General features: G+C 62.4%; 28 protein-coding genes and 1 tRNA gene. 12 read left to right on the top strand and 17 right to left on the bottom strand.

Features of this window, described 5'->3' with window-relative positions:
- The 4 genes from VKS22_05835 to tig form a co-directional block, all read right to left on the bottom strand.
- Positions 1-837 (bottom strand): LON peptidase substrate-binding domain-containing protein (locus tag VKS22_05835; GenBank protein HLW70125.1); only part of this gene is annotated, 837 nt, incomplete at its 3' end.
- Between the two features lie 24 nt (positions 838-861).
- Positions 862-2,112, bottom strand: coding sequence for an ATP-dependent Clp protease ATP-binding subunit ClpX (gene clpX, locus VKS22_05830; GenBank protein HLW70124.1), 1,251 nt, complete (start codon positions 2,110-2,112; stop codon positions 862-864).
- 15 nt (positions 2,113-2,127) lie between these two features.
- Positions 2,128-2,724 carry an ATP-dependent Clp endopeptidase proteolytic subunit ClpP gene (gene clpP / locus VKS22_05825; protein HLW70123.1) on the bottom strand — a complete coding sequence of 199 codons (597 nt, stop codon included), beginning with the start codon at positions 2,722-2,724 and terminating at the stop codon, positions 2,128-2,130.
- Positions 2,725-2,923: 199 nt separating this feature from the next.
- Entirely contained in the window at positions 2,924-4,267 is a 1,344-nt protein-coding gene (tig, locus tag VKS22_05820) for a trigger factor (protein HLW70122.1), read from the bottom strand.
- Between the two features lie 305 nt (positions 4,268-4,572).
- On the opposite strand from tig, the gene VKS22_05815 reads away from it, so the two are divergent.
- Positions 4,573-6,840 (top strand): sodium-translocating pyrophosphatase, encoded by a 2,268-nt coding sequence (locus VKS22_05815; protein HLW70121.1) that lies wholly within the window; start codon positions 4,573-4,575, stop codon positions 6,838-6,840.
- Between the two features lie 132 nt (positions 6,841-6,972).
- Here VKS22_05815 and VKS22_05810 read toward each other — a convergent pair whose 3' ends face one another.
- Positions 6,973-7,611 (bottom strand): alpha/beta fold hydrolase, encoded by a 639-nt coding sequence (locus VKS22_05810; GenBank protein ID HLW70120.1) that lies wholly within the window; start codon positions 7,609-7,611, stop codon positions 6,973-6,975.
- A gap of 64 nt (positions 7,612-7,675) precedes the next feature.
- Between VKS22_05810 and VKS22_05805 the strand changes: the two genes are divergently transcribed.
- The 3 genes from VKS22_05805 (at position 7,676) to VKS22_05795 (ending at position 10,534) form a co-directional block, all read left to right on the top strand.
- The gene (locus tag VKS22_05805; GenBank protein HLW70119.1) at positions 7,676-8,605 is read left to right on the top strand and encodes an ion channel; all 930 of its coding nucleotides are present in this window, start codon (positions 7,676-7,678) and stop codon (positions 8,603-8,605) included.
- Positions 8,606-8,672: 67 nt separating this feature from the next.
- Positions 8,673-9,494, top strand: coding sequence for an enoyl-CoA hydratase (locus VKS22_05800; GenBank protein HLW70118.1), 822 nt, complete (start codon positions 8,673-8,675; stop codon positions 9,492-9,494).
- Between the two features lie 20 nt (positions 9,495-9,514).
- Positions 9,515-10,534 (top strand): nitronate monooxygenase, encoded by a 1,020-nt coding sequence (locus VKS22_05795; GenBank protein HLW70117.1) that lies wholly within the window; start codon positions 9,515-9,517, stop codon positions 10,532-10,534.
- A gap of 94 nt (positions 10,535-10,628) precedes the next feature.
- Here the strand turns inward: VKS22_05795 and VKS22_05790 are convergent, their stop codons facing one another.
- Positions 10,629-10,907: a hypothetical protein gene (locus VKS22_05790; protein ID HLW70116.1), complete on the bottom strand. Its 279-nt coding sequence runs from the start codon at positions 10,905-10,907 to the stop codon at positions 10,629-10,631.
- Positions 10,908-11,063: 156 nt separating this feature from the next.
- On the opposite strand from VKS22_05790, the gene VKS22_05785 reads away from it, so the two are divergent.
- Complete coding sequence (locus VKS22_05785; GenBank protein ID HLW70115.1) at positions 11,064-11,678, top strand: tetratricopeptide repeat protein; 615 nt, start codon at positions 11,064-11,066, stop codon at positions 11,676-11,678.
- Here the strand turns inward: VKS22_05785 and VKS22_05780 are convergent, their stop codons facing one another.
- From VKS22_05780 to VKS22_05740, 9 genes are all read right to left on the bottom strand, one after another.
- Positions 11,679-12,110, bottom strand: a complete 432-nt coding sequence (locus VKS22_05780; protein ID HLW70114.1) for a hypothetical protein — start codon at positions 12,108-12,110, stop codon at positions 11,679-11,681. It lies immediately after the preceding gene.
- On the bottom strand, positions 12,100-12,591 hold the full coding sequence (locus VKS22_05775) for a hypothetical protein (GenBank protein ID HLW70113.1): 492 nt from the start codon (positions 12,589-12,591) through the stop codon (positions 12,100-12,102). The genes VKS22_05780 and VKS22_05775 overlap by 11 nt, the downstream gene beginning before the upstream one ends.
- Positions 12,588-13,229 (bottom strand): sigma-70 family RNA polymerase sigma factor, encoded by a 642-nt coding sequence (locus VKS22_05770; protein HLW70112.1) that lies wholly within the window; start codon positions 13,227-13,229, stop codon positions 12,588-12,590. The genes VKS22_05775 and VKS22_05770 overlap by 4 nt, the downstream gene beginning before the upstream one ends.
- Before the next feature lie 110 nt (positions 13,230-13,339).
- Positions 13,340-13,972: a nucleotidyltransferase family protein gene (locus VKS22_05765; protein HLW70111.1), complete on the bottom strand. Its 633-nt coding sequence runs from the start codon at positions 13,970-13,972 to the stop codon at positions 13,340-13,342.
- 10 nt (positions 13,973-13,982) lie between these two features.
- Complete coding sequence (locus tag VKS22_05760; GenBank protein ID HLW70110.1) at positions 13,983-15,143, bottom strand: XdhC family protein; 1,161 nt, start codon at positions 15,141-15,143, stop codon at positions 13,983-13,985.
- An 82-nt stretch (positions 15,144-15,225) separates the two neighbouring features.
- A complete protein-coding gene (locus VKS22_05755; GenBank protein HLW70109.1) occupies positions 15,226-16,452 on the bottom strand; it encodes a sigma-54 dependent transcriptional regulator in 1,227 nt (408 codons plus the stop codon).
- A 218-nt stretch (positions 16,453-16,670) separates the two neighbouring features.
- On the bottom strand, positions 16,671-17,120 hold the full coding sequence (locus tag VKS22_05750) for a peroxiredoxin (protein HLW70108.1): 450 nt from the start codon (positions 17,118-17,120) through the stop codon (positions 16,671-16,673).
- 33 nt (positions 17,121-17,153) lie between these two features.
- On the bottom strand, positions 17,154-17,639 hold the full coding sequence (locus VKS22_05745) for a tetratricopeptide repeat protein (protein ID HLW70107.1): 486 nt from the start codon (positions 17,637-17,639) through the stop codon (positions 17,154-17,156).
- A 449-nt stretch (positions 17,640-18,088) separates the two neighbouring features.
- Positions 18,089-18,211, bottom strand: a complete 123-nt coding sequence (locus VKS22_05740) for a hypothetical protein (protein HLW70106.1) — start codon at positions 18,209-18,211, stop codon at positions 18,089-18,091.
- A 286-nt stretch (positions 18,212-18,497) separates the two neighbouring features.
- On the opposite strand from VKS22_05740, the gene VKS22_05735 reads away from it, so the two are divergent.
- From VKS22_05735 to VKS22_05725, 3 genes are read left to right on the top strand one after another with little or no spacing between them, the layout of a single operon-like run.
- A complete protein-coding gene (locus VKS22_05735) occupies positions 18,498-19,112 on the top strand; it encodes a DUF1326 domain-containing protein (protein ID HLW70105.1) in 615 nt (204 codons plus the stop codon).
- Complete coding sequence (locus tag VKS22_05730; protein HLW70104.1) at positions 19,075-19,911, top strand: DUF2182 domain-containing protein; 837 nt, start codon at positions 19,075-19,077, stop codon at positions 19,909-19,911. Before VKS22_05735 ends, VKS22_05730 begins: the two co-directional genes overlap by 38 nt.
- Before the next feature lie 14 nt (positions 19,912-19,925).
- On the top strand, positions 19,926-20,465 hold the full coding sequence (locus tag VKS22_05725) for a DUF488 domain-containing protein (protein HLW70103.1): 540 nt from the start codon (positions 19,926-19,928) through the stop codon (positions 20,463-20,465).
- Here VKS22_05725 and VKS22_05720 read toward each other — a convergent pair.
- Positions 20,462-21,334 (bottom strand): fumarylacetoacetate hydrolase family protein, encoded by an 873-nt coding sequence (locus VKS22_05720; GenBank protein ID HLW70102.1) that lies wholly within the window; start codon positions 21,332-21,334, stop codon positions 20,462-20,464. The two genes, VKS22_05725 and VKS22_05720, sit on opposite strands and share 4 nt — an antisense overlap.
- A gap of 205 nt (positions 21,335-21,539) precedes the next feature.
- Between VKS22_05720 and VKS22_05715 the strand changes: the two genes are divergently transcribed.
- Together VKS22_05715 and gspN are read left to right on the top strand one after the other, a co-directional pair.
- Entirely contained in the window at positions 21,540-21,692 is a 153-nt protein-coding gene (locus VKS22_05715; GenBank protein ID HLW70101.1) for a hypothetical protein, read from the top strand.
- Positions 21,689-22,582 carry a type II secretion system protein GspN gene (gspN, locus tag VKS22_05710; GenBank protein HLW70100.1) on the top strand — a complete coding sequence of 298 codons (894 nt, stop codon included), beginning with the start codon at positions 21,689-21,691 and terminating at the stop codon, positions 22,580-22,582. The genes VKS22_05715 and gspN overlap by 4 nt, the downstream gene beginning before the upstream one ends.
- A 3-nt stretch (positions 22,583-22,585) precedes the next feature.
- Here the strand turns inward: gspN and VKS22_05705 are convergent, their stop codons facing one another.
- Positions 22,586-23,563 carry an MBL fold metallo-hydrolase gene (locus tag VKS22_05705; GenBank protein HLW70099.1) on the bottom strand — a complete coding sequence of 326 codons (978 nt, stop codon included), beginning with the start codon at positions 23,561-23,563 and terminating at the stop codon, positions 22,586-22,588.
- Between the two features lie 175 nt (positions 23,564-23,738).
- On the opposite strand from VKS22_05705, the gene VKS22_05700 reads away from it, so the two are divergent.
- Positions 23,739-23,813 (top strand) — tRNA-Gly (locus tag VKS22_05700).
- Positions 23,814-24,258: 445 nt separating this feature from the next.
- Positions 24,259-25,980, top strand: coding sequence for an AAA family ATPase (locus tag VKS22_05695; GenBank protein HLW70098.1), 1,722 nt, complete (start codon positions 24,259-24,261; stop codon positions 25,978-25,980).
- Positions 25,981-26,098 lie beyond the last annotated feature (118 nt).

Below are 26,098 nucleotides of genomic sequence, written 5' to 3'. Positions count from 1 at the left end.
CTCGCATTTTTCGCGGGCCTCAGCCGGCATCTTCTTCTGCCGCAGCTTCTCTTCGAGTTCCTGGATTTCGTTTTTGAACTCGTCCTTTTCGCCCAGCTCCTTCTGAATCGCGCGCATCTGCTCGTTGAGGTAGTACTCCTTCTGGGTCTTCTCCATCTGCTTCTTGACCCGCGAGCGGATGCGTTTCTCGACCTCCAGGATTTCCAGTTCCGAGCGCATGTAGCCGAGGATGCGTTCGAGCCGCTCGGCGGGATTGACGCACTCGAGCAGCGCCTGCTTGTCTTCGAGCTTGATGCCGAGGTGGCCGACCAGCTTGTCGGCCAGGAAAGCCGGGTCGTCGACCGCGGCGATCGAGGTGACCATCTCGGGCGGAATTTTCTTGTTCAGGCGGACGTAGTTGTCGAAGGTGGTGTTGACCGAGCGCATCAAGGCCTCGACCTCGGTGCTGCGTTCATTGGTCTCTTCGATTTCCTCGACCTCGACCTGGAAGAAGTCCTCTTGCGCGACGTAGCGCTTGACGCGCGCGCGCTTTTTGCCTTCGAGCAGCGCCTTGACCGTGCCGTCGGGGAGGCGCAGAAGCTGCACCACAATCCCCAAAGTCCCGACCGTGTAGATGTCGTCGGGGCCCGGCTCAGAGACGCGGGCGTCCTTTTGCGCGACCAGCAGAATCGGCCGCTTGTTCGTTTCCGCGGCCTCCAGCGCTTTGATGGACTTTTGGCGCCCGACAAAAATCGGGTAAACCTCGTGAGGAAAAACGATTAGCTCGCGTAGTGGCAACAGCGGAACGATTTCACTCGCGGCATCACGATTATCTTTCTTATCGTTGCGGAAGAGCATTTCCGTTTATTCAGTCTCCTGCGCCTAAGCGGTCTCAGCGGTTTTCTGATAAACCAGCAAAGGTTGCTCCTTCTGGGTGACAACCTCCTCTGAAATCATGACCTCCTTGATATTCGGCTGCGATGGAATCTCGTACATCAGGTCCACCATGATGCTTTCCATGATGGCCCGCAATCCACGCGCACCCGATTTGCGTTTGAGCGCTTCGCGCGCGATTGCGCGCAATGCGCCCTGCGTAAATTTGAGATGGACATTCTCCATATCAAACAGCTTCTGATACTGGCGCACCAGGGCGTTCTTCGGTTCGGTCAGGATACGCACCAAGGCTTCCTCGTCGAGTTCGCCGAGCGTCGCGATCACCGGCAAGCGCCCGACGAATTCGGGAATCAGGCCGAACTTGAGCAAGTCCTCGGGCTGCACCTCGCTCAGCAATTCGGAAACCGAGCGCGGATCGCGACTGGAGAGATCGGCCCGGAAGCCCATCGTTTTGCCCGAGATCCGCCGGCGAATCAGGTCGTCAAGGCCGACGAAGGCGCCACCGCAGATGAAGAGGATGTTAGTGGTATCGACCTGGAGGAATTCCTGCTGCGGATGCTTGCGGCCGCCCTTGGGCGGGACACTCGCCATCGTACCCTCGACAATCTTGAGCAGCGCTTGCTGCACCCCCTCACCGGAGACATCGCGAGTGATCGACGGGTTGTCGCTCTTGCGCGCGATCTTGTCGATTTCGTCGATGTAAACGATGCCGCGCTGGCAACGCTCAATGTCGTAATCGGCGTTCTGCAGCAGCGACAGGATGATGTTCTCGACGTCCTCGCCGACGTAGCCGGCCTCGGTCAGCGAGGTGGCGTCGGCGATGGTGAAGGGCACCTGCAGAAAGCGCGCGAGCGTCTGCGCGAGCAGCGTCTTGCCGACGCCGGTTGGTCCAATCAGCAGGATGTTCGATTTTTGCAGCTCGACGTCGCCGGTGACCGACTGCGAATCGATGCGCTTATAGTGGTTGTGGACCGCGACCGAGAGAATCTTCTTGGCCCGCTCCTGGCCGATCACGTACTGATCGAGAACCCGCTTGATCTCGGCGGGTTTGGGCACCGCCGAACTCTGGCTGAAGGCTTCTTCGTTATCGGTCTCCTCCGCAATGATGTCGTTGCAGAGGTCAATGCACTCGTCGCAAATGTAAACCGTCGGGCCGGCTATGAGCTTGCGCACCTCGTCCTGGCTTTTGCCGCAAAAGGAACAGACGAGGTTACCCGAGCGGTCGTCATGCTTGGCCATAGTGGCTCCCGCGCTTCACTTGGAGGGCCTGCGGCTAACGATTACCTGATCAATCAGGCCATATTCAACCGCTTGCTCCGGCGTTAAAAAATAATCGCGGTCGGTGTCTTTTTCTATTTTGCGCAAGTTCTGCCCGCTGTGCTGGACAACGATATTATTGAGCTCCTCGCGGACGCGGATAATCTCGCGCGCCTGGATCTCGATATCGGTGGCCTGACCCTGCGCGCCGCCGAGCGGCTGATGCATCATGATGCGCGAATGCGGCAGCGCGTAGCGATGACCCTTCGCGCCGGCGAGCAGCAACACCGCCGCCATGCTCGCGGCCTGCCCTAGGCAGAGCGTCGAGACCCCCGGCTTGATAAACTGCATCGTGTCGTAAATGGCGAGTCCCGCAGTCACCGAGCCGCCGGGCGAATTGATGTAGAAGTTAATCTCTTTTTCCGGGTCTTCCGATTCGAGGAAGAGGAACTGCGCAGTTACCAAATTGGCGACGTCGTCGTTGATCGGGTAGCCGAGAAAGACGATGCGGTCTTTGAGCAGGCGCGAGTAGATGTCGTAGGCACGCTCGCCGCGTCCCGTCTGCTCGACCACCATCGGAACCAGACTGCTCATTCACTCCTCGGGATTCCCGAACGACACAGCATCGGGCGCGGCTACTCCGTAACAAAATTCTAACCACTTTACCGAACAGCGGCAACTAAAATGTCCGGCGGCGCGCATCTGTGGACTGCGCAGTCGCGCGTAGCCTGCTATTGGCGATTCAGAACGCGCACGCGCGGCAACGAATTCGGCGAGAGCGCGGCGCGTGGGCTTATGACGCATCGGGCTCGCCGGCGGCAGAGGCCTCAGCAGACGGCGGAACTTGCGCCGGCGTCTCGCCCTGCGCGCGCTGCATCAGGAGATCGAGCGTCTTCTCGCGGCGCATCACCTGCTTGAGCGCCTCGCGATTTTCCTCGCTGCGATAAAATTCGGCGACCTGCTCGCGCTGCTTGCCGGCGCTGCGCGTGACTATCGCGCCGACGCGCTCGGCGACCTCATCGTCGGACACCTCGACGTTTTCCTGGCCCGCGATTGCGTCGACGATGAGCGCACTGCGGGCGCGCTTCTCAGCCCGTCCCTTGGTCTCATCGGGGTTCTCGGTGGCCCGCTGATGCGCCGCCTCGTGCGGGATGCCCGCGGCTTCGAGCGCGTTGGCGGTCTCAGCCTCGAGTGTGCGCTGTTCGCGTGCGACCAGCGACTCCGGCAGCTCGATCGGATTGCGTTCGATGATCAGATCGATCAGCCCCTGACGGGCGCGCTGCTCAGCCTGCTGATGCGCGTGGGCTTCGAGGTCTTTGCGGATGGCGGCGCGCAGCTCGTCGAGGTTCTGGAATTCGCCCTGGTCCTTGGCGAACTCGTCGTCGAGCGCGGGCAGCACCCGCTCGTAGATGTCCTTGACCGTCGCGCGCCACTCGACGGTTTTGCCGGCCACCTCTTTTTCGAAGTAATCGGCGGGATAGCTGCGCTCGCGGCGGATTTCGACGCCGGTCGCCGCGCCGCGCAGAATCTCGTCGAGCCCATGCGCGGGTTCGCCCGGATTCACCCGGACGATGCGATCCTCGAATTTGGTTTCCGTCACCGGCTTGCCGTCGTCGAAGGCCTCGAAGCTGGCGACAATAAAGTCGCCGTCGGCAACGATGCTGCGCCCTTCGACTTTTTTCAGCGTACCATGACGTTCGCGCAGGCGTTCGAGCGCTAAGGCGACTTCGTCCTCGGCGACCGCGACGGTGGGCTGCTGCACCTTGAGATCCTGGTAATCCTTGACGACGATCTCGGGCTTGAGATCGAAGATTGCGCTAAAACGAAGCTGGGCCTTCTTGAGATCGCTCTCTTCAGTGACGATCTCCGGCTGCACGATCGGCGTGAGCGCGTGCTCTTCGAGCGCCTTGCCGGTGTACTCCTTGATCAGCTTCTGGATGACGTCACCGCGCACCTGATCGCCGAAGAAGCGTTCCAGGAGCGGGCGCGGCGCATGGCCGGGACGAAAGCCGCGCAACTGCACCGAGCGCCGTAGTTCGTTGTAACTCCGATCGAGCTCGCTGTTGATCTCGCGGGCTTCGAGTTCGATGGTCAACTTGCGCCGCAGCGCCGATGGGGTCTCGATATTGACGTTCATGATGAGCAATCAAGTAAACACGTGCGGTCTCAGGCGATCAACCGGTTGGCGGATAATCGACGACGCCGCGGACTGCCGCGCAAGCGGCGCTACCGCCGAAACTGCTCCCGTAAATCGGTGTCGCAGCCGCGACTATCCGCGTTCAATGAACGGGCTGGACTTCGGGGGCCGGAAAACCTACACTCCCCGCCGTAACCCGGCCTTGCGGCGCGGGCATTTTTTTGGCAACAGTGAGGCGGCAAAAGGGGTTCCTGGCCGCACTCAGTCTGTAGATCAACAGATCAACTCAAGGGAGACATTACTCGATGAGCGAAGCAAAAATTATTTTGCCCGCGTTGACTTCAAACCAGCTCTACATCCTGTGGGGAGTCTTGATCTCGGCCTTTATCGCGATCGGCTATGGGCTGGTGTTGGTGCGCACCGTACTAGCCGCGGACCCGGGGCCCAAGTCGATGACCGACGTAGCCGACGCGGTTTACACCGGTTCGATGGCTTACCTTAGCCGTCAGGTCAAGACCATGGTCTTCTTTGTCATCGCGATCGGGGTCGGACTGTTCTTCATGTACCGCAACGTCTATCCGGACCGACTCGACCTCTCGCTCGGGATCGCGATCGCGTTCGTGCTCGGCGTCAGCGCCTCCTACGGCGCGGGCTTCGTCGGGATGTGGTTGGCGGTCAAGGGTAACGTACGCAGCGCCAACGCGGCATTGACCAGTTTCAAGGACGCTATGGAGTTGGCCTTCAAGGCGGGCGGCGTCTCCGGTATGTTTACCGTCGGCCTCGGTCTGCTTGGCGCCACCGTCATCTTTCTGATCTATCAGCAGGACGCGATGAAGGTGCTGGTCGGTTTTGGCTTCGGCGGTTCGCTGGCCGCGCTCTTCATGCGCGTCGGCGGCGGCATCTTCACCAAAGCTGCGGACGTCGGCGGCGATCTCGTCGGCAAGATCGAGGCCGGCATCCCTGAGGACGACCCGCGCAACGCGGCGACGATCGCGGATAATGTCGGCGATAACGTCGGCGATTGCGCCGGCATGGCGGCCGACGTCTTCGAGTCGTACGAGGTGACGCTGGTCGCCGCGATCATCCTGGCGGCCTACGCCGTGAGCGACGCCGATTTCGTCAAGCTCTACGGCGCGGGCGCCGGCGCATTTGCGATGAAGCTAATTGTCTTTGCCCTGATTCTGCGCGCGGTCGGCGTCTTCTCCTCGATCGTCGGCATCATGGCGGTCAAGGCCCCCGTCGGCAAGATGGAAGATCCGATGAAGCCAATCAACCGCGGTTACTATACCTCGGCGATTGTGTCGGTCATCGGCTTCTTTATCGTCAACTACTTCTACATGACCGATCCGACGACCGGGCAGCCCGACTGGCGCTTCGCCATCACGGCGACGCTCGGGATAGTGCTGGCCGTTACTACGCTCTGGCTGACCAATTACTTCACCCATCCCGACAGCGGCCCGGTGATTGAGACGGCAAACTCCGCACGCACCGGCCCGGCGACTCTGATCATTTCCGGCATCGGCGAGGGCATGGAGTCGTCAACCTGGGCGGCGATGCTGATTGTGCTCGCGATCCTCGGCGCGATGGCGATCTTCCACGAATCGCTGGCGCTGCAATTCTACGGTATCGCGCTGACCGGCCTCGGCCTGCTGACCACGACCGGCTTCATCCTCGCGATGGATACTTACGGTCCGATCACGGATAACGCCCACGGCATTTTCGAGATGGGCGGTGTCCACCAGGAAGAGGCTTCGCGCGTACTTTCTTGGATGGACGCGATCGGCAATACCACCAAGGCGCTGACCAAAGGTCTAGCGATTGCAACTGCGGTTCTCGCCGCGGTGTCGCTCTTCCGGTCGTTCATCGACGAGGCCTCGCTGGGCTCGATGGGTGTTCAGATCAACGCGCCGGTGGTTTTCGTCGGTTTGTTGATCGGTGCGGCAGTGCCGTTTCTGTTCAGCTCGTTCGCGATCAAGGCGGTGGGCCGCTCGGCCTATCAGGTGGTGTTTGAAGTGCGCCGCCAGTTCCGCGAGCATCCGGGCATCATGCTCGGCACCGAGCTGCCTGACTACGGGCGGTGCGTCGATATCGTCACTGCTTCGGCGCAAAAGGAATTGCTCAGTCCGGCGATTCTGGCAATCTTCGCGCCGCTGCTGGTGGGCTTCGGTCTGGGCGCAAGCGCCCTCGGCGGATTTCTCGGCGGCACGATTCTGAGCGGCCAGTTGCTCGCAGTGTTTATGTCGAACGCGGGCGCCAACTGGGATAACGCCAAGAAAAAGGTCGAAGACGGCTATCTCGGCGGCAAAGGCACGGACGTGCATAAGGCCACCATCGTCGGCGACACAGTCGGCGATCCCTTCAAGGATACGGCCGGTCCGGCGCTGAATCCGATGATCAAAGTGATGAACCTGGTCGGGATCCTGGCGGCGCCGTTCGTGGTCAGTGAAACTCCGACCACGCAGATAAGCGTGACGGTGTTCGCGCTGATCGCGCTCGCGATCGCGGTCATCCTGTCGAAACGCGGCTCGATCGCCGAAGAAGACGCGCTGGCGCAGGCCAAGGTCGCCGCGTAAGCCTCATTCGTTCTACCGAACTACAACGGCCGCGCATCTCGACGATGCGCGGCCGTTTATTTTTCGCCGTAACTTGTGAGAGAGATCGCGCGAGCCTCGTAACCCTATTCTGCTTGCGACGACAACCAGGGTTCAGGCAACTGTGCACATGAATTTAGCGATTTCCTCAATTGCACACGCCAGGTTTTGCGCTTCGCTGCGGCCGGAGCTGACGCGCGGCTTGAACGAGTGATCACCGTCTTCGATCCACTTGACGCGGAGCCGCGCCGAGAGTTTGTAGCCGCCGACATCCTTGAGGCTGCCGAAGATGTCGCGCGTACCTTGCAGGATCAGCGCCGGAGTGCGTAGCGCTGCGAGATGCTTCACCCGGGCCCGCTCGGGTTTGCCCGGCGGATGGAACGGGTAGCCTAGGCAGACGAGGCCGCGCACACTCATCTCGTCGGCGACCATGCTGGCGATCCGTCCGCCCATCGACTTGCCGCCGATCACGAGCCGCGAGCCGCCGCCGAGGCGGGTAATCGCGTCGCGCCACGACTGCATCAGAATCGGCTCGCGATCGGGGGCGCCGCGTTTGCCGGAATCGCGCCGCGCCCGCATGTAAGGAAACTCGAAGCGCGCGACCCGCAGTCCGGTCGCGGCCAGCCCGGCCGCGATCGTATTCATAAACGGCGAGTCCATCGGGGCGCCGGCGCCATGTGCCAGCACGATCGTCAACGATGCCCGCGCGGGACCGTCAATCAGGAAATCGATTTCTGCGTTGAGCGTCTTCATTTCTATCGATTCGCGGGAGGCGCGAGACTCGAAACCCCAACGCGCCGGCGTGTATTCTTGGCGGATGGCCTTAAAGAAGCAAAGCCAGCTCGTTCCGGTCACGGCCGGAAGCACTCCACTAATCGCCCAGATGGCCGAGGACGATCGTTATTTCAGCGACGTCTATCATCATCTGCTGACCTCCTCATGGCCGTTGCTGCTATTGCAGATTTCCGCGGCGTTCTTCGCCGCTAACGCGCTGTTCGCGCTCGTTTATCTGCTCGATGGCGGCATCGAAAACGCCCGCCCCGGTTCCTTTTCCGACGTCTATTTTTTCAGCGTCGAGACCATGGCGACGATCGGTTACGGCAGACTGACCCCAATCACCCTGTTTGCGCACATCGTGATGAGTATCGAGGCGCTCACCGGGTTCATCTTCCTGGCGCTCGTTACCGGCCTGATCTTCGCCAAATTCTCGCGCCCGACCGCGCGCGTGCGCTTCAGCCATAGCGCCGTGGTCTCGCGTCGCGACGGCGTGCCGAGCCTGATGTTCCGCATGGCCAATGTGCGCGCGAACCAAATCGTCGAGGCGCAGGTGCACGTCGTCTTCTCGCGCCAGGAAAAGACCCTCGAGGGTGAGCCGGTGCGCCGCTTTTACGATCTGGACCTCACGCGGAAAAATAATGCGATCTTCGCCTATTCATGGACGGTCATTCACCCGATCGTTGAGAACAGTCCGCTGTATGGGGCGAGCGCGGAGGCGCTCGCCGCGGCCAATGCGTGGATCGTGGCATCCGTCACCGGCCTTGACGAAACCTTCTCGCAGACTGTCTACGCCCGCATGTATTACGGCAACGCCAACATTCGTTGGGGTGCGCGCATGGCCGATATCATGGTGAATCTGCCCGACGGCAGTTTCGCGCTGGATTTCGCCAGGTTCGATGAGATCGAGCCGGTCGAGCTGCAACTCGACGATGCCGACTCGGCTCCAGATCGCGCAGGAGCGCGGCCGTGAGAAACTTAGGAGACATTACCGCGCGCGCGGAACAGTGAGCTACACTCCCGCGACGGAGGCGCTTTCGATGGCTGAACAACAGGATCTACTGGTTGAGCGTCGCGACGGGGTTTTGTACCTGACGCTCAATCGTCCGGACCGGATGAATGCGTTGAGCGCACCGATGGTGGCGGGCCTGCTCGGCGCACTGCACGCCGCGGCGCACGACGCCGAGATCGGCGCCGTCGTGCTGACCGGCGCCGGACGCGGCTTTTGCGCCGGCGGCGACGTCGCCCGCATGCGTGATCGTAACGAAGCCGGCGCTGGAGCAGGTGCGGCCGAAGGCTTCGAGCTGGGAGAGCGCATCGCGCAGACCCGGCGCGGCGAGGAAGTTACGGTCCTGCTGCACGAGATGCCGCGGGTCACGATCGCCGCGGTCAACGGTGCGGTCGCCGGCGCCGGCCTCGGCCTCTGCCTTTCCTGCGACATCAGGATCGCGGCGGATAGCGCTCGCTTCGGCACTGCGTTTGCGCGCGTCGGTTATTCGGGCGACTGGGGCGGCAGCTACTTCCTCACTCAGTTGGTCGGTTCGGCGAAAGCGCGCGAGCTCTATTTTTCCGCCGAGCTGATCGACGCTGCGGAAGCGCTGCGACTCGGCCTGGTGAGCCGCGTCGTCCCGGCCGCGACACTGATGGAAGAAGCCGGCAACTATGCAAAAAAGATCGCGGCTGGCCCGCGTGTCGCCTTCGGCTATATGAAGGGTAATCTGAACGCCGCGATGCACGCCGATTTGCGCACGATTCTCGATCGCGAGGCGGTCGGGCAGGCGCTCACGAGCTTGACCGAGGATCACAAGGAAGCCGTCAAAGCCTTCCTCGACAAACGCGAACCCAGGTTCCGCGGCCGTTAATTGGAACAAAGGCACTTGCAATGCTGAAAACGCAAATCTGTGAGTTGTTCGGGATCGAATATCCGATCATCTCGGCCGGGATGGGCGGGGTGGCGCTCGCCGAGCTGGCCGGCGCAGTCTCCGAAGCGGGCGGCCTCGGCACGGTTGGTCTCGCCGCGTTTGGGCCCGAAGCGATGCACAACGAGATGGCGGCGGCGCGGCGGCGCACGACCAAACCGCTCGCCGCCAACCTGATCATTCCGTTTCTCCGCCCCGGTATCGTCGAGGCGGTGGTGCAGACACCAATCGAGGTTCTGACCTTCTTTTGGGGCGATGCGCGCGGGCACGCCACTTCGATTCGCGCGGCGCACCGCGCCGGCATCAAGGTGATGTGGCAATCGGGAACGGCGGACGAGGCGCGCTGGGCCAAGGAAGCCGGCGCCGACGCCGTGATGGCGCAGGGCTTCGAGGCCGGCGGCCATGTGCGCGGCACGACGACGTCGCTCGCGCTGATTCCCGAAATCCGCGACGCGATCGGCGATCTGCCGCTGGTCGCGGCAGGCGGCTTCGCCGACGGCCGTGGACTCGCTGCCGCCCTCGCGCTCGGTGCCGACGGCGCGGTCTTTGGCACTCGCTTCGCCGCCTCTGATGAAGCTGCCACTCATCCGGCCTACCGCGCGCGCCTCCTCGAGGCCAACGCGCGCGACACGATGCATACCACGCTCTTTGATATCGGCTGGCCCGACGCGCCCCATCGCGTGCTACGGAGTAAAGTCGTGGAGCGTTGGGAGGCGGCCGGACAGCCGCCGTCGGGCCAGCGACCGGGCGAAGGCGAAACCATCGCCACCTCGAGTCGCGCCGACGTCGAGATTCCTTTGGTCAGTTACACTGTGATGCCCCCGGCGGACTATCTGGAGGGTGACATCGAAGGCTTGCCGTTCTATGCCGGCCAGTCGTGCAGCCTCGTCCGCGAGATCCTGCCGGCCGGTGAGATCGTCCGCCGCATCGCCGCGGAAGCCTGCGAGGTGATCCGCGAGCGACTCGCTCCACTGGCGCACTAAAACAGTTCGGCGGCGGTCCAGCTCTTATCGCCTTGCGCGACGAGCCTTAACCGCTACCGTGCGTTCGGTGGGTGGCCAAGTCCGCGAGGCTCAGTCAAGGACTAGACTCCGCCACCCCTTGGCGCAGCTTGTTCATCACTTGGGCGAGCGTCTTGGTGTAGCGCTGCTTTGTCCAGCCTTCCTTGGTGCGCATCTTGAGCCAGCCGAGCTTGATCGCGTCGGCCTTGTTGCCCATCTCACCGGTCGAGACCTCGATTACAGCGCGTTCCTCCGGCGTCAACGTCGCCAGCAGCTGGGGTTTGAGTTCCTGCAAAAATCCGGCTTTGAGGTCGAGATCGATCTTCATCTGGATCACCGTTCCATCGTGGCGCACGCCTGGTCTCTGCAGCCCGCGCCGCCTCCGCTGAGGATCACCCTATGCGCTGTCGGGAAATTCGCAACCTCGCGATGAGGCCATAACCGCCGCGCCGCATGAGTAACAGGGTTCGCCACGGCGCGCGATGATGCTACGATCTGATCCGCTATGCGCATGCGCGGAACTGTTGCAATCGCGTTGGGCGCAACGCTGGTTTTGCTTGCCCTCACCGCCGTCGCGCCGACGGCGTGGGCCGCCGACCTGACGGCTGCGGGCGCGCCTGCGGCGCCATCAATCCCGTCCGGCAACACCGGTGAGAGTAATGCCGCCAAGGCCCGCGCGCTAACCGCGACGGCCATTAATCTGACCGACAGCGACCGCGCGGTGAGTATGCTCTGGCAGGCGACCGCACTCGATCCGTCCTTCGAGGAGCCCTACCTCTACCTCGGACTCTACTACAACTCGCGTTCGCAATTTGATCGCGTCGTGGACGTGTATCAGAAACTGGTAAAAAGCCATCCGAATGAGACCAGCGCATGGCTCAATATCGGTGAAGCGTACATGTCCTTCACCCCGCCGCGTTTCAACGCGGCGTTGCCCTACTACCACAAGGGCTTTGAGCTGGATCCAAGCTCGGCTTTTGCGGCTTTCCGGCTGGGCGAAATTTATGCGCAGCTAAACAACCGTCCGGAAGCGCTCAAGTATCTGCGGCTGGCCAGCGCGGCGCGCGCGAAAAATCCGGAGATCGCCGAACAGGCCGACCATCTGATCCATCAGATGGGCTCGTAGCTAGGGCGATGCGGAGGTCGCAGGCGGCGGCAGCGCGGAGTGGCTTTGCGACTCGACGTTTTGCGACGCAACGATGGTTTGCGCCTGCAATCGCATCGACGGCGGCACGAAATCACGATCCAGCAATACCTGTTGATCGGGCCGCAGACCCGCTCGGATTTTTACATAAGCGGCGACCATCAGGTCGCGCTTCTTCTGCTCGAACTCGCGCTGCGCATCACCGATCCGCTCACGCGCCTGGCGAATCGTCTCGCCGGCCTGCTCGCGCTGTGTAGTGGTGAGCTTGAGCTCGGCGCTCATGCGCTGGAACGGCGCTTCGACCGGCGGATGCAGCAGCTTGAACTGGTACGCAATCCGGCTGCCGGCAAAGCCGATGAAGGCGCCCGCCAAGAGCGCCGTAGCAATCAGTCGCCAGTTGAATTTAGCTTGCAAAGCCGTGCTCGCGCCCCTGACCAAAATCAAGTTTGCTGCCCTCGGGCGCGGCTGAATCGCGCTCAAGATCATCGCGGCCAAAGAGGTTGTCGATATCCTGAGTTGAGTTCGTCACTGCGGAACCGCCGCTGTTAATCGCGTCCTCCAGCGTGACCCGCGGCGGCGCCGAAAAATAGAGCGCGACCGCGGCTGCCGCACCCATGACAAAGGCGGCCGCGAATATTCGCCGGCGCTCGGCCCTAACACTCCCCCCGGGCCTCGCCGCCGATGGCTCCGGCGGGTTAGACGCAGCTTTCAGATGCTCGCGCCGACGCTCGGGCGGCGCGCCATGCAACACCGGCGCGGTCAACGCGAAAACGCGAAAGGAATGGTCACAACTATCGCAACCCCACAGATGAGTCAGCAACGCGCCGCGATCATCCTCGCTCAGGCTTCTGCGCCAGAAACCGGCGAATTCTCTCCTGGCTTCGAGACAATTCATCGTGATCTTACGCCTCGACTGCGCGGCAGAATCTGTTCCGCGCGCCGACGCATAAGCTGACGTGCGCGAAACGCGCGAATTTTAACCTTGGCAGCGCTCCAACCCATAATCTTCGCTATTTCTTCGATACTCAAATCTTCGCTTTCTTTCAACGTCATCACAACCCGGTCATCTGGACATAGACTCTCTAACAATTTATGTGCCAAACTTCGAGCAGCAGTAGCTCCCTCCGCTTGCGCAATGATGTTTTCCGGCGTCGTTTCGTTGACCAGTTGCGCCCACGACTGTTCCGCTTGCCCTAGATCCGCAATCAAGTCTTCTGGACGGCGTCGGCGACGTCTAAGCTCATCATAGCAGACATTCACTACAATAGCCCGCAGCCAGCTACCGAAAGGCAGTTCGGGCCGATAACTTCTCAATCCGGCGAAGGCTCGAAGAAAGCTTTCCTGCGCCAGATCGCGAACGATCTCACGATCTGAAAAGAAGCGATGACAAATTCGCTCGGCTTTTTCCCGATGACGCGACGTTAATTCACCAAACGCCGCGGCTTCCCCCGCCACGGATTCGCTTATCAGCTCCTCGTCGGTTCTGACAATCACGCTCTGCGCACGCGCGTCTACGGCATGAAGGTTGAACATACCTAGCGAGAAGTACGTTCCTTCAATCGCCGTGGTTTCACTTCTGTAGCGGTCGTTTATGTATCATTGCTGATATACAAGTATCATTGCCGCGCGGTCGGCGGCTGGGATCAGCGCTCGTTGCTTCTAGCGGGTGCATTAAGCCCGGCCTGCGCCACGTCCGCGGGAGTATCGAGATCCATCAGGATTGCGGGGTCGGCGGTCTCGAAATGACCGACTCGCGACGGCTCTGCATGCACTACCGCCCGTGCTCCCTGTTCTTCCGACGCCGCGAGCAATTCGTCAAAGAGCGCCCGACCGAAGATCACCGGATGACCTCGTCGATCCTTATAGCGCGCGATCACAATCGGCTTGCCGCTACGTTGATACTCGGCAACTATGCCGCTGAACGTCGTTGGAGCAACCATCGGGTGATCGATAAGGTGAACCATCACGGCAGAGGCGGTCGACGCGCTCGCGCGCAACCCCGCCTTCAGCGACGACAACTGTCCCCGCGCAAATTCGTGATTCTCGACGATCGTCACCCGCGCATCGAGCGGGGCGGCGGCGCGCGTCTCGGCTGCGTGCGCACCGATCACCACGGTCAGGTGCGGGACCGCGGTCAGCATCGCGGTTACGAGCCGAGCGAGATAGGTCTCCGCGCCGATCTTGAGTAACGGCTTGGGGAAACCCATCCGCCGCGACTCGCCGGCGGCCAGCAGGATGCCGTGAATCTCGCTTACACCGTGAACTTCGCCTGCCACGGGCGGCGCCTCAGCGGGTCGGGCGGAGACGGCCGTTCTTGACCCCGAGGGTCAGCTCGTCGCGCCGTCCGCGCCGGCGCTCGCGGATTATCTCCGCCATGATCGAGACTGCGATCTCCTCGGGCGTATCGGCGCCGATATCCAGCCCCAGCGGCGCGTGAATCTCGTCAAGCCGCAGCGGATCGATGCCGTCTTTTTCCATTCGCTCGAGCGTTGCCTTGACCCGCCGCCGCGAGCCGATCATCCCGATGAAGCAGCCCGGTTGTCTGAGCGCGGCGCGCACGGTCGCGTCGTCGAAGGCGTGGCCGCGCGTCACCGAGAGCAGATAGCAGTTGTGGTCGAGCGATAGCGAATCGATCGCGGCGGCAAATGGCTTGACAATAATCTCGTCGGCGCTCGGAAAGCGCTCCCGATTGGCGAACGAGGCGCGATCGTCGATAACCGTTACGCTGAAACCGAGCATCGTCCCCAGCGCCGCGAGCGGCTGCGCGATATGTCCGGCGCCGACGATAATCAGGCGCTGCACCCCGCTGACCGGATCGACAAAGACCCGCGTGGCGCTCGCGCCGTCGGCCCGCACCGCGCGGTTCAGTCCGCCGGCGGCATCGATTTCCAGAAGTCCGGCGACACCGTCGCGCGCGCGCGTTCGCAGTTGCTCGAACGCCGTCGGACTAAGCCCGCCCAGCTCGGGCGGCACCCGGCCGTCCAGCGGATCGATCAGGACCTTCGCGCCGGGGGGTAAATCGGTTTTGCCGCCGGCTTCGATCAGACTGAGGATCGCGGCCGGACGCCTTTGCGCCACCGCGTCGGCCAGCCGCTGCGCCAGCGCACGATCGTCGCGCGGCGACCATAGATTGATGAAGACCTCCATGATCCCGCCGCAGGTCCCGATCTCCTGCTGATCGAGGTCGCCGGTCAGATCAACTTCCGCGAGCCGCGCGCCGACCCCCTCGTCGAGCAGCAGCCGCGCCTTGCGGAAGACCTCCGCTTCGCCGCATCCGCCGCCGATCGTGCCGAACTGGCCGTCGCTGCGCACGATCATCTTGGCCCCGACCTCGCGGGGGGTCGAGCCGCGCACCCCGATCACGGTCGCCAGGGCGAACGGGCGCTCGCTCGCGAGCGTGCGCGCCGCCTCCGCCCAGATTTCGTTCGACTGCGCCATCAGTCCCATTCTGACGCAACTCGGACGGCGCATTCCAGTGGCCGAGGACCGGGGCCCGCTCGGCACCCGCAGAGGGCGCAATTGTGAGCTTCTATTCGTGAGTGCGGGATGTGGTTCCGCGCGGATTCGGGCGACCGGTCTCTTCCTCCGCCAGGGAGTAACGGGCGAGCATCCGATAGAGTGTCGAACGCGAGATGCCGAGCAGGTCGGCTGCGCGCCGGCGATTCCCGTCGGTCTCCTCGAGCGAGCGGACCAGCGTGCGTTTGATCACCTCGTCGAGCAACAGGGGCGTATCGCCGGCCTCGGCTTCAGCCGGCGGCGGCGCGGCGGGCGAGATAACCGCCGCCACCATGTCTTTCACCAGCGACTCCTCCGCCGCTTTTGCGGAGGCAACGGCCCCGGCGCGGTCCGGGGCCGGGCGCTCCTGGCTCCGCACGACCTGCTCCGGCAGCGCCTGAATGTCGATCCGGTCCTGTTCGGCGAGCATCACCGCCGATTGCAGGGCGTGCGAAAGTTCGCGGACGTTACCGGGCCAATCGTGAGCTTTTAGCGCTGCCAGCGCGCGCCGCGCGATGAGGTGGATATGTTTGCCGAACAAGCGGTTGTAGTGCGCGACGAAATGCGCGACCAGCGCCTCGAGGGCCTCGTTCCGCTCGCGCAGCGGTGGAATCGTCACCGCCGTCGCGCTCAGCCGATAGTAGAGATCGTCGCGAAACGTCCCCTCCTTGACCATCGCACGCAGGTCGCGATTGGTTGCCGCGATCAGCCGGATATCGACCTTGTAGCTCTGCGCCGAGCCCACCGGCTGCACTTCATGGGTTTCGACCGCGCGCAGCAGCTTGGGCTGGAGCCGCAACGGCAGCTCGCCGATCTCGTCGAGGAATAGTGTCCCGCCGCTGGCCGAACGGAAATAGCCCAGCGCTTCCTCGCGCGCGTCCGTAAACGCTCCGCGCACATGCCCGAACAACTGCGACTCGGCGAGGCTCTCGAGCAGGTTCGAGCAGTTGAACGTTACAAACGGTCCCTTCGGCACCGGCCCCAGAGTATGCAGCGCCCGCGCCACCAACTCCTTGCCGGTCCCCGATTCCCCATGCACCAACACCGTTGCCTTATAAGGACCCAACCGCGCGATCGTCTTCAGAACCCGCCGCATCCCCTCCGACCCCACCACCATCCCGCCCAGATTCTCCGCGCCCGCCCCGAGGTTCTCGACCTCCAACCAATCGTCCGGCGATTGCTCCTGCGAGTCGGCATTATCCGGACGCACCGCGAGTGCAGAAGGTTCGATTGAAGGGGCGTCCGCGGCGCCTTCTTCCAAGGATGAAACCGCAGCGTTAACGGGAAGTCGGTAGCTTTCCAAATGGCACTCTCCACCCCAGCCGGGCCGTTGAGCATTGGCCAGCTTGCGTGGAGCAAGTCGGAGGCCATTCAGGGCGCCAAATTGAGCCTCAATGTCCGGTTCTAAGGCGGCGCAAGACGCCAAATTATTGCCACCTGACGATGAATTGCCTGCCGGAAACCCTCCGCGCCAGTCACCTAATCGCCGATCAGGTCGGCGAGCACCTGACCGGCGTGATCGCGCGGATTCACCTTGTCGTAGATGCGTGAAATCTTGCCCTGCTCGTCTATCAGGACGCTGATTCGCGCGGCGTGCCGAGCCTGAGCATTTGCGCAAGCTCCGTAGGCCATGCCGAGGGTGCGATCGACGTCGCACAAGAGCGGGAAATTGAAATCGTACTTGCGCGCGAAGGCGGCATTGTCCGCGACGCTATCGAAGCTGGCGCCGAGCACGGCAACATTGTTTTGATCGAAGTCGGCTTTCTGGTCGCGGAACCCGCGCCCTTCGACGGTTCAGCCAGGGGTATCAGCCATCGGATAAAACCAGAGCAGAACCTTGCGGCCGCGCAGCGCGCTGAGCGACTGAGACTTCCCTTCGTGCGTCATCATGGTGAAGTCCGGCGCCGGATCACCTGGTTTGAGCGCCATAGCTCATCGCCTCCTTCTTATCGATTCCTGTTCTTAATTGAGCATGGCGCGCAGCCGCGCTATACTGTGTTCACAAGTGGGGTCGCCGGGTGCGATTTCCAGCGCGGCAGCAAATTCCGCGATCGCCTGATTGATCATGCCCTTCGCTTCGTACAAGCGCCCGAGATTCATGAAGGGAAACTGCCGCGGTTCGTAACGCGCCGCGCGCTTGGCCTTATTCAGCCATTCGATCGCTTCGTCGAGCTTGCCCTGATCGATCAGGTAGGCGCCGATATCGTTGTAGGGATTGCCAAACTCCGGATCGACCGTGATCGCTTTGCGGCACTCCGCGATCGCCTCATCGATACGGTCGAGAAAGCGATAGGCCCAGCCGCGAAAGGTATAGGCCTCTGCGGTCGGATGCAGCTTGATCGATTCCGAATAAAGCTCGATCGCACGCGGCAGATCGCCGCGCATCTGATGAACGTAACCCGCGCGCCACAGCTCGAGCGCCCGTTCCTTAAGAAGCTCCTCCGCCATCGGAAGAGCGTTACGCAGCGAGGGTCCGATCGTCAAGCACCGAACCGCGCAAAAGATTAACCCCCAGTGGCGCTCAACTGTGTGCTGATAGAAGTGACCAGCTTACTGAGGTCTGTGCCCATGGTGATGTAGGTCGCGTACACAGCGACGGCCACCGCCGTCACAATGAGTACATACTCAGTCATCGATTGACCTTTCCGCAGCCCACGAACCTTCGCGCGCACTACCCTCAGTGTCACGTACTGCTTTAGCAACCTGTTCATCGTGTGACTCCCGTGCTGCGCTCGACTACCACTTCTGAGGCTGACGCTGACACAGAGTCGGAACAGCGGTGGTGCAATCGTCAAGCGCCGCCGCCAACGAGACTGGCCGCGATCGCGCGCGGCGGCGCAATCGCGGCCAGTCGTTTGAGGTAACCGGCGACGCCGCCACGCTGCCGGTGCAAGCAATCAGCTCGCGGTCAGCGACGTGTCAACCGTACCGACCAGCGTCTTGATGTCCGTGCCCATCGTCTGATACGTCGCGTAGACCGCGACGGCTACGGCTGCCAGGATGAGCGCATACTCTGTCATCGACTGGCCTTTGCGTGGCGTAGTCACTCGCGCACGCAGCGTGTCCATTCTCGCATATAGCTTCAGCAACGTATCCATTGTTTGTCTCCTCTCCCTCTTTTCGACTGCCAGTAGTGATTTCTGGCGTTACCTGATTCTGAGCACGCGACGTGCCAAACGGAGCGCGAGCGTGCAGCCGCGTGTTTCTTGGTGTTTTTGCTGCTGCCTCTGCTTCGACGCTTTTGCACCGCTCATAAAGCGTTGATATTGTCCGGCTTCGAGACATCGCTTTGTCGCGAGGATGTATATGCTGCAAAATCCAAGCTGGCGGATCGAAGGCGACTATTTCGAATCCTGCAATTGCGAGTTGCTCTGCCCCTGCCTGCTCTCTCACGCACAGGCCAGGCCGACCGAAGGACACTGCGACGTCGTGCTCGCGATCCATGTCGCGCGCGGCGACTGCGGCGGCGTCGATCTGACCGGCCTCAACGTCGTTCAGGCCCTGACCACGCCGGGCCCGATGGCGCAGGGCAACGGCACGCTCGCGGTCTATGTCGACGACCGCGCCAGCGAGGCGCAGCGCGCCGCGCTCGAAGCGATCTTCACCGGCAATGCGGGCGGCCCGCCGTCGCTGCTGGCCGGGATGGTCTCCAAACGGCTGCCGACGAAAAGCGCGCCGATCAACTTCTCCACCACTGGCAAGAGCTTCAAACTAGCGATCGCCGGAATCACCGACGTGACCGTCGAAGGCGTTACCGGAGCAGGCGGTCAGGTGGTCTGGCTGGATAACGTCGGCCATCCGTTTTCGTCGCGGCTGGCCGCAGCGAAAGCCACCGAGAGCAAGTACAGCGATCATTCTCTGAGCTTCGATAACTCGGGCCGCAATGGACACTTCTCCGCGATCAGCTGGGTCAATAGCTGAGCAGGCCGGCGCGACAGAGGATCGTCCGATCGCGCCCGCCCGATCGTGGCGCGATCGCCTCGCGCTCTGGCTCGGACTCGGCGGAGTGACCGTTCTCGCCTGGCTCTACCTCGTCTGGATGCCGATGTCGGCCAGCAACTTCGGCGGCTTCGGCAGACGCCTCCTCGGCGCCACCTCGCCCGAGGTCGCCAACGCCTGGATTATGTTTCTGATGTGGGCCGTGATGATGGTCGCGATGATGCTCCCCAGCGCCGCCCCGATGATCGAAACTTACGCCCGCGTCGCGCCGGCGCGCGGCGGTTCGCTCGCCCGGGTCTGGATTTTCGCCGCCGGTTACGTGGTCGTCTGGACCATTTTCAGCGCGCTCGCGACCGCCGCGCAGCTATCGCTGCAACGCCTCGGGATGATCAACAATGCGATGACCGCGACACCGATCCTCGCCGCCCTGCTGCTGCTGGCGACCGGCCTCTACCAGCTCACTCCGCTGAAAACCCTCTGCCTCAGTCAGTGCCGGAGTCCGCTCGGCTTTCTGATGACGCAATGGCGCGAAGGCGCATCAGGCGCGCTGCTGATGGGCCTCCGCCACGGCGTCATCTGCTTTGGCTGCTGCGCGATGCTGATGGTTCTGCTCTTCGTCTTCGGCGTCATGAATCTGACCTGGGTGGCGGCCCTGAGCCTACTCGTCCTGCTCGAAAAGGCGCTGCCGGTCGGCCGCCTGATCGCGCGCGTCAGCGGCGTCGCGATGCTCGCGGCGGGCATCGCGCTGCTCGTCCGCGTCGCCGGCTCTCTTATTGCCTAATCGCAAACACTTCGGTGACGCTCTATACCGTCGGCCATTCGACTCATCCGATTGAGGTTTTCCTCGCGTTCCTTGCGCGGCATGAGATTGCGATTCTCGCTGACGTGCGCTCCTATCCCGCGTCGCGCCGCTGGCCGCAGTTCAACCGCGAGACGCTGGCGCATTCGATCACCGATGCGGGCCGCGAATATCGATGGCTTCAGGCGCTCGGCGGACGGCGTCACTCGAAGCAAAACGCGTCACCGCATACCGCGTGGAAGGTCGCGGCCTTCCGCGCCTACGCCGACTACGCTGACGGTCCCGCCTTCGCCGAGGGCCTGGCCGAACTGATCGCCAGCGCATCCGCGCGCCGCACCGCGATCATGTGTTCAGAGGGTCTATGGTGGCGATGCCACCGGCGGATCATTTCGGATCAGATGACTATCCGCGGATGGGAGGTCATCCATATTCTGCCTGACGGCAAATTAGTCGCGCACACTCTTCCGGACTTTGCGCGACGCGACGGCGAGCGCCTCATCTATGATGCCGGCCAACCCCCGCTCGACTTGTCCTAGATGCGCGCCGAATCCGCGGGCTCGGCGATCACCCGATGCTCAAGATGGCCAATCTGATCGATCTCGATCCGCACGACGTCGCCGGCCTTGAGCCATTTCGGCGGCTTCATCGCGCCCGCGACGCCGCTTGGCGTGCCGGTCGAAATCAATGTCCCGGGTTCCAGCGTAAAGACCGTCGAAAGCACCTCGACCAGCTCGAAACAATTGAAGATCAGATTGCGCGTGTTCGAATGCTGGCGCAGCTCGCCGTTGACGAAGGTCTTGAGTTCGAGCGCATGCGGGTCGCCCAGCTCGTCGGCGGTGACGATCCACGGTCCGATCGGCCCGTGGGTATCGAACGACTTGCCGAGCGTCATGGTCGGCGCACGCCGCTGCCAATCACGCACGCTGACATCGTTGACGATGAAATACCCCGCGATCACCTCGCGCGCGCGGTCGCGTGGCACATGACGGCATCGGCGGCCGATAACGAATCCCAGCTCGCCCTCGTAGTCGAGCGCTTCGGAGGCGCGCGGCAGATGAATCGGATCATACGGCGCGTTGACGCAACTCGTCTGTTTGTTAAAAAAGAGCGGGAAGGTCGGCTTCTGCATCCCAGTCTCGGCGATATGGTCGGCGTAATTGAGCCCCACCGCGAGAAACTCGGGCGGGCGGCGCACCGGCGCTTCGAGCTTCACTTGCGCCAGTGGGATTTGCGCGGCGCTCTCGGCGGCGCGCCGCGCCTGCTCGAGCATCTCCTTGCCGCCGTTGAGGAAATCGATCATGTCGCGCGGAATCAACGACGCGGCCGCGCAGATGTCGGCGACCGCATCGCCCTTGACGACCCCAATCCGCGTCTTCCCCTGATGAGTGAAAGTTACGAGTTTCATCTGCGTCCTCCGGCAATCCAAGACCTGGCATCCAATTCCTCGCCATTCCTACCACAATCGGCGGATAGATGGGCACGCCCACCCAGAGGGAGGCTATTGCTTAAGCCCGATCCGGAAGCGAAGCTGAGCTGATCGCATGTTTTTTCAAGAACCCATCGCTGTCGCTCGGAAACAACAGTCGAAGTCGCTGGAGTTGCGTTGAACGATGAGCCTCGCGCTGTCGCTCGATAGGCAGGCGCGACGCGACCAGGCCCGCGTGATGCTCGCGGAGATCTTCACCTGGTTCAGCGCGGGCTCCGCGTCCGCTGACCTGAAAGACACAAAAGCACTTTTGAATCGGCTGGACTCAAAACCTTGACGCCGCTTCAGGGAGCGGTGGAGTCTGCGGGGCGCGGCCAAGGTCAAGGCTCGCCCATCCGATGGCGACCCGTATGGCTCATTGCCGCCGCGGCCGGCCTCGCGCTGATCCTCTTCGCCGCCTTTCTGATCGCGAGTTTCCCTTATAACGAGACCGCTTCCGCGCTGCTGGCGCCCTACCGACTCAAACTGATCTACCGGACGCAGCATCCGCACCTCCCTTTCGGCGTTCGGCTCGAGGACGCCAGCCTGATCGCCCTCGCCGACGGCGCCAGTCATCCGCTGGTCAACAGCCCGGATATAACCCTGACGCCCGCGCTGACCGCCCTCTTTCTCGGCCGGATGGGGCTCAAGATCAACGCGGAACTTTATACCGGGACGATCGCGGCGACCCTCCGTCAGGATGCTGGCCTGGGTGATCTCGCCTTTAATCTCGACGCATTGAACCTTGCCCAATGCGCCCCCTTGCAGCAGTTCGGCCCGCTCTTCGGCGGCAGTCTTTCCGCCGCCGGCTCCGCGCTGCTGCGTGGCCCGGCAATCAACGACAACCGCGGAGCCGCAACCGTCACCGGCCGCGACGTGACGCTCGCAATCACCCGCGGCTTTCCCTTGATCCATCTGGGCACGATCCGCGGCCGGCTCCTGCTCGATTCCGGTGTCGTTACCTTTCAGGAACTCGACAGTCATGGCGGCGACCTTGAAGCGCGTGCGAGCGGCTCGATTCGCCTGGCGCCCAATCTCGCCGACAGCACGATCGCCGCCCTCATCTATCTCACCCCGACGCCGAGTGGGCAGGCCCACTTTGGATTATTCCTCAAAATGCTGCCGCATCCGCCCGCCGAAGGCCCCTACTATCTGCGCGGGTCGCTCTACTCGCCCTCGCTCAATTGAAGTTCAATTGCGCCGGCTCGCGCGCAGTTCCGCCATCAGCCCGAAGAGTTCAGGCCGAATATCGGTCACCGGCGCGCCGCCCGCGAATTCGCGATACAGGGTTGCGACGTTTACCACGATTCGTTCAGCGTCACCCCACGACGCATAATCAGCCAGCGCAATATCGCGCGCCGCGTCCGCCGCTGACATCCCGGCGTCGTAGCGCCGCCGCGCCTCACCCTCGATATATTCGAAATAGCGTTTGACCGCGGCGACTCCCGCCTTGTCGGTTACTGGACCATGGCCCGGCACCACCGTCTCGACGTCAAGGTCGAGCATCAGCTGGCAAGCCTTGATCCAGTTGCCGACCGGCCCGGCCCAGATGATCGGATGGCCATTGATAAACAGCATGTCGCCGGTGAACATCACGCGGTCCGCGGGCACGTAGACCAGCACGTCGCCGCGCGTATGCGCCGGGCCGACCTGGATGAGCCGGACCGTCTTGTCGCCGACCCGCCGCGTTAGCTCACCCTCGAAAGTCAGCGTCGGCATCGTCACGTCAATCCCCTCAAAGTCGAAGGGCGCGAAGATTTCCGCAAGAAATTTTCCCGCCAAACTGGTCGGCCGCGCATTACGCTTCATCTCGGCGAGCCGTTTCGCGCCACCCTCGGCAATCATCTCTTCGGCGCAGGCCTTTGACGCGATTATCTCGGCGCCATCCACCAGTTGATTGCCAAACGTGTGATCGCCGTTCGAGTGGGTGTTGACCAGCGCGCCGATTCGCGCGGTTGCCTGCGGCGCCGCCCGCCTCATCGCGTCAAGCATCTCGCGCGTGAGTTTCAGGTCGAACAGTGTATCGACCAGCATCGATTCTCCCCGATCGGCGATCAGGCCGGCGTTGCTCCAGCCCCAGGACCCATCGGGTTGCAACCACCCATAGCAGCCGTTGCCAAAGTCATGCAGTCCTTTGGTGTAGGGTCCTTTGCTTGCGATCAACGACATGGCGGCTCTCCTCGCGGTAATAAAACCGAGTCATAGCATCAGCGGAGCCGCAGGCGAAGCGCGCAGGCGACTCTCAGGTTGGATCGCGCGTCCGTGACATCGATGCGCGGTAACTTGTATGACGCGCAAGGCGGCTTGATTCCGCCGCCGGATTCATGGACAAAGATCAAGCAGAGCGGGCGTAATTCAGTGGTAGAATGCCAGCTTCCCAAGCTGGACGTCGCGGGTTCGAACCCCGCCGCCCGCTCCATCAATTTTTTCTTCAATCTCAGTCTCTAGCCATTGCGGATTCTCACAACGCGAGAGTTGAGGCGCGGAGCAGGCGTGAGGCGAGCGGATCAGCTCCACTTCAAGTTAGCGTAGCCACACTTAAGTTTGCTTCATTTGCTAACAAATGGTAATCACTGTCTGGAATTCCGCAAAAGGGGACGCGCGCGATGCGTTGCGCGAGCTGCGACTCAAACAATTCCGAAGGTGCGAAGTTCTGCAGCAGATGCGGGGTGCCCCTGCTGGTCCGGTGTCCGGCGTGCGGAGCATCCGGTCCTGCAAGTGCGAAGTTTTGCAGCGAATGCGCTGCTCCGATCAGTATCGAGCTGACCCCTGAGCGGCCAGCCGGCGGACCCAGGATCCCACTGCAGCCGATCGCGCCGCGCGCACCGCTTCACTCCCAGGAGATCGAAGGGGAGCGGCGTCATTTGTCGGTCCTGTTTTGCGACTTGGTGGGCTCGACCGAGATCGCGTCCCGCCTCGATCCGGAAGAGTGGCGCGAATTGCTGGCAAGCTGTCATTCCTGCGCGCGGGATGCGGTGACGCGCTTTGGCGGGCACGTCGCTCAGTATCTCGGGGACGGCTTGTTAGTCTTCTTCGGCTACCCGCATGCTTACGAGGACGCTCCCCAGCGTGCAGTGCTCGCCGCACTCGCGACCCTTGAGGCCCTGTCAGCGCTGAACAGTCGGATGGCGAGCGAACGCTATCCCAAACTTGCAGCGCGCATCGGAATACATAGCGGTACGGTGGTGGTCGGTCCGAGCCACGGCGATGAAGCGATCGCGTTCGGCGAGGTGCCTAACATCGCGTCACGGGTTCAGAGCGCCGCGTCTCCCGATACGGTTTTTATCTCCGCCGCCACACATCATCTTGTCTCCGGGTGGTTCGTTGTCGAGGATCAGGGTGCGCAACCGCTCAAGGGCATCGAGCATCCGGTCCACTTATTCCGCGTTGTCCAACCCAGCGCTGTGCGCAGTCGTCTGGGAGTCGCCGCGCTGCGCGGATTGACTGCGTTTACCGGCCGGGAGGTTGAATTGCGTCTCCTCCTGAACCGCTGGGAGCGGGTGCGCGAGGGAGAGGGACAGCTAATCCTGGTCGTGGGGGAACCAGGAATAGGCAAGTCGCGCCTCGTTGAGCATTTCCGCGAGCAGATAGCCGACATGCCGCACACTTGGAGCGACTGTGCTGCGGCAGCGATACATGAGAACACACCCTTCTATGCGATTGAGGAGATGTTGCAGCACGGCTTTCAGTGGCGTGGTGAGCAGAGCGATGACGAACGTATCGCCGGACTCGAGGCCTCGCTCGATCTGGCCGGAGTCAATACTAGCGAGGCGGTGCCGCTAATCGCGCCGCTGGTGAATCTTGCGGTTCCGGCAAAATATCCGCCACTGCGAATGGCGCCGGATCAAACGCGTAAAAGGCTGCTCGCGACAATCACCGCGTGGGCGCTCGGGATAGCGCGAATTCAGCCACTTATTGTCGCCGTGGAAGATCTGCATTGGGCCGATCCTTCGACGCTTGAAGTGGTCCAGCTTTTGGCGGAGCAGGGCGCGACCGCGCCGCTCTTACTAATCTGCACCGCGCGGCCGGAATTCCGCGCGCCCTGGCCGCCTCGCGCGCATCACGCGCAGCTCTCCCTGGATCGATTGAGCGTTCGCGATGCACGTGAGATGGCGACGCAGTTGACAGCGCGCGCGCCGCTTCCGACCGATGCGGTCGAAGCTGCGGTAAAACTTAGCGGCGGGATTCCGTTCTTCGTCGAAGAGCTTATTCGGGAAATGATCGAGAATGGTGACACCCGGCCTCTGTTGCCTGAAATTCCTAGCACGCTGCGCGACTGGCTGCTGGCCCGACTGGATCGACTGGGGGAGGCGCGGGAGGTTGCGCAGGTTGCCTCGGTGATCGGACACGAGTTCTCGTGGCGACTGCTCCGCGCGATTGTCCTGCTTGAAGATGAACAGCTCAACGCGGCGCTCAAGAAGCTGGCGGATTCGCAACTGCTGCTCGAGCAGGGCATTCCGCCGGAAGCCACCTACAAGTTCAGACATGCGCTGATTCAAGACGCCGCATACCAGTGGCTACTAAGGAGTAAGCGGCGCGATTATCATCGACGAATCGCGCAGACTGGACTTGACCCGCTTTCGTAGACGGTGTTGGGGAGGAAGAGAGAAGGAGTTCCCCGATGCCAAGAACCCATCCGCCATATGCGCCGGAATACCGGCGCCGGATCGTCGAGCTAGCGCGTGCGGGACGTAGCATCGACCA

The organism is Candidatus Binataceae bacterium (genome assembly GCA_035308025.1).
In the GTDB taxonomy this organism is placed as follows: Bacteria; Desulfobacterota; Binatia; order Binatales; family Binataceae; genus JAJPHI01.
This window is presented reverse-complemented; position numbering and strand designations above follow the sequence as displayed.

Coding starts and splice junctions, on each gene's coding strand:
- VKS22_05810 (HLW70120.1), bottom strand. CDS start 7,611: ATGAAGACGCTCAACGCAGAAATCGATTTCCTGATTGACGGTCCCGCG.
- clpX (HLW70124.1), bottom strand. CDS start 2,112: ATGGCCAAGCATGACGACCGCTCGGGTAACCTCGTCTGTTCCTTTTGC.
- tig (HLW70122.1), bottom strand. CDS start 4,267: ATGAACGTCAATATCGAGACCCCATCGGCGCTGCGGCGCAAGTTGACC.
- VKS22_05775 (HLW70113.1), bottom strand. CDS start 12,591: ATGAATTGTCTCGAAGCCAGGAGAGAATTCGCCGGTTTCTGGCGCAGA.
- VKS22_05715 (HLW70101.1), top strand. CDS start 21,540: ATGAGCCTCGCGCTGTCGCTCGATAGGCAGGCGCGACGCGACCAGGCC.
- VKS22_05705 (HLW70099.1), bottom strand. CDS start 23,563: ATGTCGTTGATCGCAAGCAAAGGACCCTACACCAAAGGACTGCATGAC.
- VKS22_05735 (HLW70105.1), top strand. CDS start 18,498: ATGCTGCAAAATCCAAGCTGGCGGATCGAAGGCGACTATTTCGAATCC.
- VKS22_05800 (HLW70118.1), top strand. CDS start 8,673: ATGGCTGAACAACAGGATCTACTGGTTGAGCGTCGCGACGGGGTTTTG.
- VKS22_05795 (HLW70117.1), top strand. CDS start 9,515: ATGCTGAAAACGCAAATCTGTGAGTTGTTCGGGATCGAATATCCGATC.
- VKS22_05760 (HLW70110.1), bottom strand. CDS start 15,143: ATGGGACTGATGGCGCAGTCGAACGAAATCTGGGCGGAGGCGGCGCGC.
- VKS22_05745 (HLW70107.1), bottom strand. CDS start 17,639: ATGGCGGAGGAGCTTCTTAAGGAACGGGCGCTCGAGCTGTGGCGCGCG.
- VKS22_05815 (HLW70121.1), top strand. CDS start 4,573: ATGAGCGAAGCAAAAATTATTTTGCCCGCGTTGACTTCAAACCAGCTC.
- VKS22_05785 (HLW70115.1), top strand. CDS start 11,064: ATGCGCGGAACTGTTGCAATCGCGTTGGGCGCAACGCTGGTTTTGCTT.
- VKS22_05805 (HLW70119.1), top strand. CDS start 7,676: ATGGCCTTAAAGAAGCAAAGCCAGCTCGTTCCGGTCACGGCCGGAAGC.
- VKS22_05740 (HLW70106.1), bottom strand. CDS start 18,211: ATGACAGAGTATGCGCTCATCCTGGCAGCCGTAGCCGTCGCGGTCTAC.
- VKS22_05730 (HLW70104.1), top strand. CDS start 19,075: ATGGACACTTCTCCGCGATCAGCTGGGTCAATAGCTGAGCAGGCCGGC.
- VKS22_05770 (HLW70112.1), bottom strand. CDS start 13,229: ATGTTCAACCTTCATGCCGTAGACGCGCGTGCGCAGAGCGTGATTGTC.
- VKS22_05720 (HLW70102.1), bottom strand. CDS start 21,334: ATGAAACTCGTAACTTTCACTCATCAGGGGAAGACGCGGATTGGGGTC.
- clpP (HLW70123.1), bottom strand. CDS start 2,724: ATGAGCAGTCTGGTTCCGATGGTGGTCGAGCAGACGGGACGCGGCGAG.